Origin of the sequence: Desulfuribacillus alkaliarsenatis (genome assembly GCF_001730225.1) — a bacterium.
Lineage (GTDB): Bacteria > Bacillota > Bacilli > Desulfuribacillales > Desulfuribacillaceae > Desulfuribacillus > Desulfuribacillus alkaliarsenatis.
Genome location: NZ_MIJE01000031.1, coordinates 190137 through 202717 on the forward strand (window position 1 = coordinate 190137; position 12581 = coordinate 202717).

Annotated in this window: 13 protein-coding genes; 2 read left to right on the forward strand and 11 right to left on the reverse strand. The window is 37.9% G+C overall.

From position 1 onward, the window contains the following. Nucleotide 1 precedes the first annotated feature (1 nt). The 6 genes from BHF68_RS10575 to BHF68_RS10600 all read right to left on the reverse strand — a co-directional run bounded on the left by BHF68_RS10575 (nucleotide 2) and on the right by BHF68_RS10600 (nucleotide 5864). Nucleotides 2–676 carry an amino acid ABC transporter permease gene (locus BHF68_RS10575; protein WP_069643667.1) on the reverse strand — a complete coding sequence of 225 codons (675 nt, stop codon included), beginning with the start codon at nucleotides 674–676 and terminating at the stop codon, nucleotides 2–4. Nucleotides 677–910: 234 nt separating this feature from the next. Continuing rightward, nucleotides 911–1681 (reverse strand): ABC transporter substrate-binding protein, encoded by a 771-nt coding sequence (locus BHF68_RS10580; protein ID WP_069643614.1) that lies wholly within the window; start codon nucleotides 1679–1681, stop codon nucleotides 911–913. Nucleotides 1682–2002: 321 nt separating this feature from the next. Further along, a complete protein-coding gene (locus BHF68_RS10585) occupies nucleotides 2003–2647 on the reverse strand; it encodes a GerMN domain-containing protein (RefSeq protein ID WP_069643615.1) in 645 nt (214 codons plus the stop codon). Between the two features lie 59 nt (nucleotides 2648–2706). Beyond that, nucleotides 2707–4113, reverse strand: coding sequence for a sensor histidine kinase (locus BHF68_RS10590; protein WP_069643616.1), 1407 nt, complete (start codon nucleotides 4111–4113; stop codon nucleotides 2707–2709). Further along, nucleotides 4113–4808, reverse strand: a complete 696-nt coding sequence (locus BHF68_RS10595; protein WP_069643617.1) for a response regulator transcription factor — start codon at nucleotides 4806–4808, stop codon at nucleotides 4113–4115. The genes BHF68_RS10590 and BHF68_RS10595 overlap by 1 nt, the downstream gene beginning before the upstream one ends. 81 nt (nucleotides 4809–4889) lie before the next feature. Further along, on the reverse strand, nucleotides 4890–5864 hold the full coding sequence (locus BHF68_RS10600; RefSeq protein WP_069643618.1) for a D-2-hydroxyacid dehydrogenase: 975 nt from the start codon (nucleotides 5862–5864) through the stop codon (nucleotides 4890–4892). Nucleotides 5865–6135: 271 nt separating this feature from the next. On the opposite strand from BHF68_RS10600, the gene BHF68_RS10605 reads away from it, so the two are divergent. Both BHF68_RS10605 and BHF68_RS10610 read left to right on the forward strand, forming a co-directional pair. After that, nucleotides 6136–7524 carry a tryptophanase gene (locus BHF68_RS10605; RefSeq protein ID WP_069643619.1) on the forward strand — a complete coding sequence of 463 codons (1389 nt, stop codon included), beginning with the start codon at nucleotides 6136–6138 and terminating at the stop codon, nucleotides 7522–7524. Between the two features lie 104 nt (nucleotides 7525–7628). Beyond that, nucleotides 7629–8000 carry a RidA family protein gene (locus BHF68_RS10610; RefSeq protein ID WP_069643620.1) on the forward strand — a complete coding sequence of 124 codons (372 nt, stop codon included), beginning with the start codon at nucleotides 7629–7631 and terminating at the stop codon, nucleotides 7998–8000. A gap of 99 nt (nucleotides 8001–8099) precedes the next feature. Here BHF68_RS10610 and BHF68_RS10615 read toward each other — a convergent pair whose 3' ends face one another. The 5 genes from BHF68_RS10615 to BHF68_RS10635 form a co-directional block, all read right to left on the reverse strand. Further along, entirely contained in the window at nucleotides 8100–9716 is a 1617-nt protein-coding gene (locus tag BHF68_RS10615) for an HD domain-containing phosphohydrolase (RefSeq protein ID WP_069643621.1), read from the reverse strand. Nucleotides 9717–9843: 127 nt separating this feature from the next. Beyond that, nucleotides 9844–10560 carry a hypothetical protein gene (locus BHF68_RS10620; RefSeq protein WP_069643622.1) on the reverse strand — a complete coding sequence of 239 codons (717 nt, stop codon included), beginning with the start codon at nucleotides 10558–10560 and terminating at the stop codon, nucleotides 9844–9846. Beyond that, the gene (locus tag BHF68_RS10625; protein ID WP_141706269.1) at nucleotides 10560–11318 is read right to left on the reverse strand and encodes a hypothetical protein; all 759 of its coding nucleotides are present in this window, start codon (nucleotides 11316–11318) and stop codon (nucleotides 10560–10562) included. The genes BHF68_RS10620 and BHF68_RS10625 overlap by 1 nt, the downstream gene beginning before the upstream one ends. After that, nucleotides 11296–12198: an ABC transporter ATP-binding protein gene (locus tag BHF68_RS10630; protein ID WP_069643624.1), complete on the reverse strand. Its 903-nt coding sequence runs from the start codon at nucleotides 12196–12198 to the stop codon at nucleotides 11296–11298. The genes BHF68_RS10625 and BHF68_RS10630 overlap by 23 nt, the downstream gene beginning before the upstream one ends. A 3-nt stretch (nucleotides 12199–12201) precedes the next feature. Beyond that, nucleotides 12202–12579: a GntR family transcriptional regulator gene (locus BHF68_RS10635; RefSeq protein WP_069643625.1), complete on the reverse strand. Its 378-nt coding sequence runs from the start codon at nucleotides 12577–12579 to the stop codon at nucleotides 12202–12204. Nucleotides 12580–12581: the final 2 nt, after the last annotated feature.

A 12581-nucleotide genomic window follows, 5' to 3' on the forward strand; every position in this document is an offset into this window, starting at 1 on the left:
ATTACTGTCTATGGTCACTGATACTCATGCGATGCTCAACCTTACCTACTATATACGTAAACACGCTCGTCATAATTAAATAGTAGACGGCTGCTACTACAAGCATCTCCATCATCATAAAGTTTGACGACGCTAGTTGTCTTGCACGTAATAACAGCTCAGCAACGGCAATTGTACTTGCTAGGGATGAATCCTTTAAGGCAATAATAAACTGGTTGCCAAGTGGAGGTACAGAGCGTTTTACAGCCTGTGGTAGAATAATCCGTTTCATTGACTGCCAGGATGTCATACCAAGGGAAAGGGCAGCTTCCCGCTGTCCACGGTCTACCGAAGTGATAGAACCACGGAAAATTTCAGCAATGTAGGCCGCGTTGTGTACACCTAGGGCAATAATAGCTGCAGGATAGCTCGGAATATCAACAACGGACGCTAGTCCATAGTAAATAATGAAAATCTGTAGTAATAATGGAGTTCCGCGTATGATAAAGATATAAAAGCGCGCTGGCCAGTCTAAAAACCATATTTTCGAAGTCCGCATTAAACCTACGATTAATCCTAGAACCAAGCCAAATAAAATACCAAATGTCGTAATCTGTAGAGTAGCTATCGCTGCCATTCTAAAAAGTGGTAGGAATTCTGGAACCACTGTAAAGTCCCATGGTACTTGCACATTCATTTTTCTCCAAATAAATACAAGCAATATATTAAATAAAATAACCCCGATAATAGATTTTCTGTTTGCTTTAATATTAGATAATATTGTTTGCAATCTTGTCTTTCGTGGTGTTTCCATAATTTCACCGTCCGTTATATTATTAAAAAAGTTCACTACCTTTGAACATACATTAAGAAAGAAAAACACAGCCCTTCATAGATAAACCTACAAGAGCTGTGCCAGTTTATTGAGCCGTTATTTTACTGTAATATCCTCACCGTTGTGCCATTTTTGGCTAATAGACGTTAAGGTTCCATCTTGGTGCATCTCTTGAAGTATTTGGTTGAGTTCTTCTAATAACTCTTCATCGTTTTTATTAACAGCAATAGCCATTTCCTCTAGGCGTAATAACTCTCCAGCTAATGTCAGTTGTTCTCCACCAGAAATTTGCTCCATTCCACCTAAGGCAACCAATCTGTCTGTAATTACTCCATCAATACGTCCATTGATTAACTCCATAAGTGTTTGGTTATCATCCTGATAAAGTCTAACCTCAGCGCCTAGTTCAAGGGCGTCATCTTCAAATGTAGTTCCAGTAACAACTCCAATTACTTTCCCGTCCATATCAGCTGGATTCGTAATCCCAGAGTCTTCACGCACAACTAACTGCGCCCCAGAATAGTAATACGGAATTGTGAAATTAACCACTTCTAGACGATCGTCTGTAATTGCCATACTCCCAAGAATGCCGTCATATCGTCCCGCACGTAGTCCTTCAATCAGACCATCCCAATCAGAGGTAACATAATTTAGCTCTACTCCCATACGCTCTGCAATCGCAGCGCCAGTATCAACATCAAATCCTACCACATCGTCACCTTCATAGAAGTTAAATGGTGGATATCCCCCACTTCCAACTACCGTTAATTGCTCTGCATCATCCTGTGCTCCGCAACCAACCATCACTACGAACGATAACGCTAATATTGCAGTGAGTACGAGAAAGCCTTTTTTAGTTTTTAGCATAATTCTTGATTCTCCCCTTTGTTTAATCTATATATCTATCTGCATTGCTATAAACAATAGATATATATAAGTGTATTATAGGTAAGTTGTCCATCTCAAATGGGTTAAGCTAGGCTTATTTAGTCTATTACGGCCTCAGTCAAGCTGAGTTTAGATGCAATTTAGAATCCATAAAGATACCTTCATATGCTCTCTTATGCTCCCAATTTGGGTTTGGTTGCCATATTAAAAGAAGTGATGGCTCGATATCAAAAATCAATATCGTTGCCATACACCTCTTTTAATTCAATGTGTGTTGCACTATTGTATTTATTTAGACCTCTATTCTCTAATAAGTGGCTCGTCAATCATGTAGTGACCCATTAGAGTCTCCGCTTTACTACCTTCAACCAGGATTTGAACTTTATTGATACCTTCTAAATCTGTTAATGTATTTACTAATTGAGTTAACACAAGGCCTTCCTGCATAGATCCACCATTTAACCCTTCTCTAGAGAAGTTTACAAACGCTGTATCATTTGCACTCTCAACACTAAGGATTGTGAGCCTGTCTAGTTCTGTCATTAGGTTAGTATCCTCTGGCTCTTGCTGAAGTTTTTCAACAACTCGCTCAACTAGTGATTTTGCTCCAATGTTGACCTGCACCTCAACTGGAATTACAGCTTCAAGCTCTGGGTTTCCAGTTACTACATATTCATTATTGATAAAGTAGATTGTTACTGTCTTTGTTTCCACGTCAGGTGTTGGATCTACGATAGTATCGCCATTTGTTCCATTCTCTCCATTGATTTCATCTCCAACGCCACCATTGTCTACTGTGCCATTTTCAACTCCTGGAGTTTCCCCTCCGTTTGGTGCTGGTTCAGCACCGTTATCTCCACATGCTACTAGAATCATTAAACTTATCATAGTGATGAATATAAGATACATAGTTGTACGTATTTGTTTGCTAATATTTAATTTCATTTTGTTACACTCCTTTCGTATTGTTATTACATACTATAAACAATATTTGTAAAGAAATTCTAAAGAAAAAAGTAAGAATCTCTAATTGTTATGATGAATGTTGTACCTTTCCCATACTGGCTTTTCACATCAATATCCCAATTGTGCAGCTCTATAATCCTCTTTACGATTGACAATCCTATACCTGCGCCGCCTAACTCCCTCGATCTAGAGGTTTCTACGCGATAGAACTTTTCAAATATTTGTTCAAGGTGCTCTGGCTTTATACCGATACCATTATCAGATATATTTATACGCAATCCTTTTTGCGTGTTTTCTGCGTAAATGCGTATCCATCTGTCCAGCTTTTGAGTATCCGAGTATTTAATCGCATTATCTATAACATTGACCCAGACATCGATAATTCTTAATGGATCGCAATCAATTTGAAAGTCAGTTTCCAATTCTTTTATAATTGTGATGTTTTGCTGCTCAGCGATTGGTTTGACAATTTGTATTGCCTCATCAAGGGACTCTTCTAGAGATACCGTTGATTTCTGAAGTCCGCGCTCTTCTAGCTTAGTCAATGTAAGAATTTCTTTGATTAAGTGGTTCATGCGGTCAATTTGGCCATCGATATCTCGCAAATACTCATCAACAAGAGACATATCCCTTTCTCCATGGCTGATGGCATCAATTAAGCTTTTTATAGAAGCCAGTGGAGTTTTAAGCTCATGGGAAACATCACCAATAAATTGTGTTCGACCTTTATCGATACGTTCTAGTTCTTTGCTCATTTTATTAAAATTATTAGCTAGCTGCCCTATCTCGTCATTACGTCGTATATCTACGGTAACACCGAGCTTTCCTTTTCCAAGTGCTTGCGCGCTTTTTGATAGCTTTTCAATCGGCCTTGCTAAGGTAATACTGCCTACTATTGCTATTAGAAAACCGATTACACTGGCCGCCATTACAATTCTGAATAATGAGCCTTTGTACTCCGCTAGCTGGGTAAATAACGGTGTAACGTCCTTCGACGCAAATACTACTCCATTAACCTGCCTAGCACCACTAACTTCCTGTATAACAGGTACAGCGATTTGCAAAATTTGCTTATCTACTTGTGAGTAATAACCTATACCCTCACGTCGTTCTAATGCGCTTCGAATTTCATTGTTATTAATAATATTACCTTCTAGCAGGAAAGCACTATCTACTATTACTTCCCTATTATGATTCAAGATAAGAAAGCGAGCGTCTACTGAGTTGCTATATTGTGTAGCAAGCTGCCTTATATTTAATACATCAGTTTCTTGTTCTATACTGATGTTTGCTAGTACATTAGAAGCTTTCAAGACATTCATTTCTACTTCTTGAAAAATCGCCTGCTCTGTTTGTTCAACTGATAAATAGTAAATAAACCATAACGGCAGTCCTAATAGAATGATATAGGTTATTAACAGTTTTAATTTAATGGATATCCGCATTATGCCTCATCCTTACTGATATAATACCCAACGCCCCATTTGGTTAGAATAAGTTGATTTTTATCCTTTAATTTTTCTCTGATATTTTTCACATGAACATCAACAGTTCGCGTATCATAGCATGGTTCACCCCATACCAGTTCAAAGATTGTTTCTCTTGAATAGACGCGACCCGGATTTTTACTTAGTAATTGCAAAATATCAAACTCTTTAGGTGTCACATTAATTTCTTTATTGTCTCTTAAAACACGACGACCGATATAGTCAATTGTGATATTATGTCTAGTCAGCTGCTGGTTTGTCCGGGTACTTTCTGCCTCTATATTCTTTCTCGCTCGGCGCAGTATTCCCCTCATTCGGGCAATCAGTTCCCTTGTATTGAATGGTTTAGTCATATAGTCATCAGCCCCTAGCTCGAGGCCAACAATCTTGTCGATTTCTTCATCCTTAGCCGTGAGCATAATTACTGGTATATCAGAAAACTTACGAATTTCTCGAAATAATGAAACTCCGTCCAGCTTAGGTAGCATCAAATCAAGTATGATTAAATCATGCTTTCCAGACTTCCATTTCTGAAAACCTTCTTCACCGTCATGGGCAGCATCAACAAAGAAGCCCTCTTGTTCGAGGCTTCTTGTCAATCCTTTTACTAATATTTTTTCATCCTCTATAATGAGAATTCGCTCAGGAATCATTAGAACTCCCCTCCACCAAGCATGATTCACAAATATAAATTGACTATATTAGATTTGCAAACTTATTTCTACTGATTTAAGCTATGGATTCACTATATTAACAGGCTTACCTGAGATAAATGCATGCAAGTTATCGACAGCCATATTCATGAGGCGCTCCCTAGCTTCCTTAGGTGCCCAGGCGATATGTGGTGTAATAATGCTATTCTTTGCCGTTAATAACGGGTTATCTGCTTGCATTGGTTCGACCGACACAACGTCTACTGCAGCTCCTAATACCTTTCCGCTGTTAAGGGCTTCAGCTAAGTTTGCTTCATTGATTAGTGGGCCACGAGCTGTGTTTATAATAATTACTCCGTCTTTCATCTTAGCAATCGAGCTTTTATTAATCATCCCTTTATTGTTTTCTGTAAGTGGACAGTGAAGGCTAATAACATCGGATTGAGCGAACAATTCATCAAGTCCCACGAATTTCAACCGCTCATTTTCTAGCTCTGGTTTAGGTGTGCGTGTATGTACGACTACGTTCATACCAAAAGCTTGGGCAATTTTTGCCGTGGCTTGACCGATGCTTCCATAGCCAATTAACCCTAATGTTTTATTTGCTAGCTCGATTAATGGATGATGCCAAAAACACCAGTCTTTATGATTAGTCCATTCACCATTTCGTACCGCTTCACCGTGAGCACCAACATGATTACAAACCTCAAGTAATAAAGCAAATACCATCTGTGCCACAGCGTCAGTTCCATAACCAGGTATATTTGAAACAACAATGCCACGATCTTTGGCTGCTTCTATATCTATTACATTGTAGCCAGTAGCCAGTACACCTATATACTTGAGATTTGGTAATAGATTTAGCATTTCCTTCGTAATCGGTGTCTTATTTGTTAAAATTGCTTCGGCATCTTTGGCTTGATCAACTATTTTTTCAGTATCTGCTGGATTGTAGCTAATTCGGTCATGTACAGTTAATTCTCCTAATTTTTCAAATCCTCCCCAGGATAAATCGCCTGGATTTAATGTATAGCCATCTAATACAACAATTTTCATATGCATTTGCCCCTTCCAAATTTGTTTAGCTTAATTATATCTTCTTGATGAAATTAGTTCTTCCTTTTATCTGTTTTAATTTTTTTCCGTATTATAATTTTCTCTATAGTTGTTAAGATTTAAACTTGCTTATTCGCATTATTATAATACTATATAATCATAGATATCTATGCATTATTTGCCAGTTATAAGCTAATTCTATACGTATTAGTACACTTCTAATTAAGAAGCTAAGTAAAGAAATTTCCAACTATCAATAAGGAGGTTGTCTATGGTACAAAGACCGAAACCAGAACCATTTCGCATTAAAATGGTCGAGCCTATAAAAATGATTTCTAGAGAAGAAAGGGAAATTGCATTAAAGCGGGCAGGCTATAATCTGTTTAGCTTGCGCTCTGAAGAGGTTTATATTGATTTACTAACGGATAGTGGGACTGGTGCAATGAGTGATTACCAGTGGGCAGGCTTGATGTTAGGGGATGAAGCATACGCAGGTAGTAAGAACTATTACCATCTAGTTGACAACGTAAAAGATCTTTTTGGTTACAATTATACAATTCCAACTCACCAGGGTAGGGGCGCAGAACAGGTATTATTCCCTGTATTATTAACAGAGGACAAGCCATACTCCATTAGTAATTTCCATTTCGACACGACAAAAGCTCATGTAGAATTGGCTGGAGGTAGAGTTATCAATATTTTAACAAGTGAAGCCTTTGAAACCCATATTGAATCCCCATTCAAGGGCAACTTTGATTTAGATGAAGTGGAAGCATTTATCACTGAAAATGGTGCAGATAAAATAGGCATGGTTGTTATCACAGTTACATGTAATAGTGCAGGCGGACAACCAGTTTCCATGGAAAACATCCGTAAGACCAGTCAATTAGCAAAGAAACACAACATTCCTGTAGTTATGGATGCCGCTAGATACGCAGAAAATGCCTATTTTATTAAACAGCGCGAGCAAGGTTATGGACAAAAGTCGATTAAGGAAATTGTTAAAGAAATGTTTAGCTACGCTGATTGCTTTACCATGAGTGCAAAGAAAGATCCATTAGTGAATATTGGTGGTATTCTAGCTTTCAAAGATAATGAAGAGTTATTCAGAATCTGTCAGTCACGGACTGTACCTTATGAGGGCTTCCCTACATACGGAGGGTTAGCTGGTAGAGATATCGAAGCACTAGCTAGGGGTTTAGTTGAAAGCATTGACGAAGATTACCTAGATTATCGTATCAGCCAAGTGAAATACTTAGGTGATAGACTGGATGAGGGAGGAGTCCCTTATCAGAAGCCAACTGGTGGACATGCGGTGTTCGTCGATGCGAAGAAAATGCTACCACATATTCCTTATTATCAATTCCCTGGACAGGTATTAGCCAACGCCCTGTACCTAGAGTCAGGAGTTCGTTCCGTCGAGATTGGCTCGCTACTGCTCGGCCGCGACCCTGATACAGGTGAAAATTTAGAGTCGCCCTTTGAATTGTTGCGATTAACAATCCCACGCAGAACATATACAGCCTCTCATATGGATGTTATCGCTGATGGATTGATTGCCGTAAGCAATTATGCTAACCAGCTTAAAGGTCTAGAATTCTCATACGAGCCAGAGATATTAAGGCACTTCACAGCCAGACTGCAGCCAATCAATAATTAAACTACAGCCTATCAATAGCTAGTATGCATACTATCAATAGTTAAGCTGCAGTAAAAGATATATAATGTTGAATAACACAATAATTATTAAGGAGAGAATTTATTATGGAAATTATTAATACGAAACAGGCAGCACCAGCAATTGGACCTTACTCCCAGGCTGTAAAAGTTAATGGAATGGTGTTCACAAGTGGCCAGATACCGTTCACATCTGAAGGTCAGCTTATAAGTGATGACGTGCAGGAGCAAACTAAGCAATGCTTAAATAATGTAAAAGCGATTCTTGAGCAAGCTGGCACAAGCATGGAAAAGGTAGTTAAATGTACAATATTCATAAAGGACATGAACGATTTTCCTAAAATAAATGAGATTTACGGCTCGTTTTTCAACGAACCGTTTCCAGCACGAAGCTGCGTAGAAGTTGCGCGCTTACCTAAGGATGTATTGGTAGAAATTGAAGCTATCGCATTAGTATAACTACACCTGACGATTGCCATTAACCATAGGGGGTGTCGCAAAGCTAGTTAATTAGTTTTGCGACACCCCCTCATTTTCCTTAATTCTCCTTAAGCTATCTTAATCTTGCTTAGTTATAGACTTATAACTATTTAATATGTCATTAATGTCAATGTAAGAAAGGATTCTCATAAAACACTCTACAACCTTAGGATCAAACTGTTTCCCAGATTCCGCTTTGATTCGATTTGTAGCCACTTCTACACTCATTGCCTTTCTATATGGGCGATCAGTCGTCATTGCATCAAAGGCATCTGCGACAGCAATTATTCTTGCAACTAACGGTATTTCTTCACCCTTAAGCAAACCTGGATATGCAGCATATGGCGGCATAATGTTTCCATCCCATCGCTCGTGGTGGTATAGAACAGCAGCTTTAATAGTTTTGTAGGACTGAATTTCTGCTAATATATTTGCCCCTATAACTGGGTGCTGTTTTATCTCATAATATTCCTCATCCGTCAAAGCACCTGCTTTGTTTAATATATGATCTGGAATCCCTACTTTACCAATATCGTGAAGTAAAGCACCAATATACGTTTCAAATATTTCCTCCTCAGACAACCCTAATTCATTTGCAATTAGCACACTTATACTGGTAACACGACGACTGTGGTCTCCTGTATAATAATCCCTATAATCTATTGTTGCTGAGAATGCTCTAGTAATGCCTTCAAGTAAGCTCTGAATATTTTTTCTTTCTTGATCTAGTAGTTTATTCGTTTCTTTGAGATCATCTGTACGCTTCGCTAGTTGATGGTGTAGTGATTTGTTCCACAGATAAAAGATGAATGTTGCTGTTAATAGAATATGCCCCACCACAGCAGCATAATACCAAAACGATTTCTCTGAATATGTTCTGTAACCTACAATACCAAACCATTTATTATCTAAAACTGCTATTGTGCCATTTTGTTCAAGCTGATAAAGCGCTTTATTGAGAATATCTCGCGTGTTTTTTTGGCCTTTTGGTAAAGCCATCGCATAATATCCTGTAGACTCCTCTATCGCACTTACCGAATAGTATTGATCCTGCGTATGTAGCCGCAAAAAATATAAGGCAGTCATTTGATTCTCTATCCATACGTCTCCAACTCCATTCACCAATAATTCTAGGCCTTCAATGGGATCTTTAACTGTGTGTATAACTCCAGCATTCCAGCTTTTTGCCAAAGTATGGGTTACGGAATTTTCTTGAACTATGACCTCTAAATCTTGTAAATCCTCTAAGGATATTTCACCTAAATCGTGCCGATAAACAAGTGCTTGAGTCGTAATTAAGTATGGGTTAGTGTAAAGGAATCTCTCTTGCCTATCGTCAGTGATTTTCATTCCAGTGATTACAACTGACTCCCCTGCTTCTAACAAGCTAAGTGCTTCCGTCCAATTCATCTGTTGATAACGAACTTCAATATCTAATATCTGCTTAAGGTAGTAAAGCAGGTCCGCTTCATAACCCGAATACCCCCTATTTCCAACATAGGAAAAAGGGGGATATGCCTCGTCGCCAATAAATAGGAGCTCTTGACTACGGGCATCCATGTGTTGTTTTTCCGCTTCAGTTATTTGATTCTTTAATGCTGGATTTAACTCAGATGCATACCAAACTGCAAATACAATAGTGATAACAATATATACAATCACAATCAATTTTACTTTGTAGCTGATAGCCTTCACTTCCCGTCCCTATTACAACCTATCTGCCACCATTATAGTACAAAGTAAGACAATACTCTATTAGTATTTTGCAAAATTATAGTAGTCTTCGAGAGATTAACTAGATAGTAGTCTATTAATAGCTGAACTAGTTAATAAATTCTATTCCATATTCACCGTGCTCCACTTCTAAATTTGCTGGTACTTTCACCAACAACATCCTAGATCCAAAAATTGCCCTGTTAGCATTATAATTAGTATCTACCAATGGTGATGATGTAAGGAATTGTCCAATCACATATTCCTGCTTAAAGTTTGCAAAATATAATTCATACGGCAATGCTTCTTGAATTATTAAACGATTACCTTCAATCCTTACATTTGGCGCCTTAATGTCCTCAGTTAAATCTATACCGCGTAATATTGTTCTTGTTGTATAGCTATAGATCTGAATCTCACCTTCTAAATCTTCACTCCTCTCTGCCATAATCCATACATTTGCAGGCATACCTTGGGAGTCAGTAATTCTTAGCAAGTCATCATTATAATCAAAACTCCATTGACCATTACGAATTATACCTTCAGATTCCTCAAGCTTTCCTTGCTTAGCAATTTCGTAAAAGTTATGTGAATAATATTCTTCACTTGCGAGTTCGGACCCACTGATAATATCCTGTTGTATAAATTGATCTTTAGGTAGCATATAGAATATAGCTATAGCAATTAGTAACAGTACTGTATATCCAGCCAACAGCCAACGTACCCGTTCGAAGTTAAACCCTCCCATATTATTAACAGAAAATCGAATTAGAAATAATGCAGCGATAAATATAACAATCAAAAAGATTGGCATGATTAAAGCCATTATTTTCGCACCTCCAGACGGTCAGACAGTAGAGTAGCACAAGCAAAAAACACCGCAGCTGTCATTAATACCTTCAGAACAAAAACTGCAAATGAACTTTCTTGAACAAAAAACTGTACAACGCTTACTACAATACTGTTATCTGGTGATTTCAAGCGTGCCTCGTAAAGCATCCCACCAAATATAAAGGTTGGTATTAATACGACAAAAATTCTATTGATTTGAGCAATCATACCAAAGAAATATCCTATACTCATAACTAAAATCATATAAAAAGTTACAGCTAGGATACCAATTACAAGTTCATATGGCGTTAGGAAGAAGTTCTGAATCGTTAAGTTTTCAGCCCCGCGCATGAAGAATACTATTATTTTTAGCACAAAGGTTAATAGCATAGCCCCAATTCCACCAGCTAGAGAAATCGTTAATAAATATCCAATATTCGATAAATTGCTCGTTAAACGATTTGATACTAGGGTAAAGTCGATATCTCTATACGTTGTTGTAGTAAATAGAATCGCTATAACAAAAGCCCATATAAACGTAAAGATGATAATAATATCCCCAGAGTAAGTTTTAACGCCCATCACTATGCCATCGGAATGGGTTCGCATATCGCCTACACCACCGAAGGAAAACAACAAACCTACTAATTGTACAAGAATCATTGAAAACAAAAGTCCCATATATGCCTTCAACTTATAAAGGTATTGTTTTTTTGTAAGCTCTTGAGCATTAGCTGCGATTAAAGACATCATCAATACCTCCCTTGTTCTTTTGTGTCAGATAGACGCAGATGTCATTTGTAGAAACGGCAGATATCTTAATTCCTTCGGATTTAAGTTTAGCTAGCTCTGCTTCAGTCAGATTGTTATACACTACTACATATGTTGTATCCGTTCCAATGGTCTCACGATAGAATGTATCTCTACCTCCAAGATACACCTCTAATTGTTGACTGCTTCCCGTTAAACCAACAGCATATTCCTTTAGCTCGTCAACAGGCATATGCAAGCATAACTGGCCTTCACGGATTAGTAAAACATCCTCTATTAAATCTTCTATCTCATTTAATAAATGACTTGAGAGAATCATAGTTCGCGGATGAGCTAGGTAATCCTTAAGCATCGCACGATAAAAATCCTTTCTTACTGCAGCGTCCATTCCTGTTGTTGGTTCATCTAGTATCGTTAGAGGACACCGGGAAGCAATGCCGATAATTAAATTAAAGGTGCTTTTCATGCCCTTAGATAGGTTTTGATGGCTTTGATCTGCATTCAATCCAAAATAGTCGAACAATCCAATTGCTAAACCATCATCCCAGTTTGGATAAAACTTACTAGCTGATTCTATGATATCTCCAAGGCGCAAAGCTGCAGGAAAAGTCATTTTATCATCAACAAAAATCATATTAGCTGCTACCTTTAGATTGTTAAATGGTTGTTCACCAAGCACCTTAATATCACCTGCGCTTTTATGATGAAATCCAGCAAGAATTTTCAGTAGCGTTGTTTTGCCTGCACCATTTCTACCTATAAGTCCAGTAATTTTTTGTTCACTGATAGAAAAAGATAAATTATCAAGTGCCTTATGTTTTCCAAATATCTTTGTAAGCTGATTACATTGTACAATTTTCATGTTTTATGCACCCCCATTGTTGTTAATGTTTTTTATCATGCTAATCAATTCTTCTTCTGAGACTTCTAAACGCTTTGCTTCAACTACGATGTCTGAAACCAGCTGTTTGAGTGTTTTTTCAATCCGTTTGTTGCGAATCTGTTTCTTAGCATTGGGTGATACGAACATACCTAGTCCTCGCTTTTTATATAGTATTTCTTCCTCTGCTAGCATTGTTAATCCCTTTGCGGCCGTAGCTGGATTAATATTGAACATATCCGCCAGCTGATATTGTGAGTAAACCTTTTCATCATCTTTAAGGTTTCCCCGTAATATTTCTGTCTCTAGCCAATTCGCTATTTGCACATAAATTGGCTCCAACCCTTCGGTATTTAGTATCACTA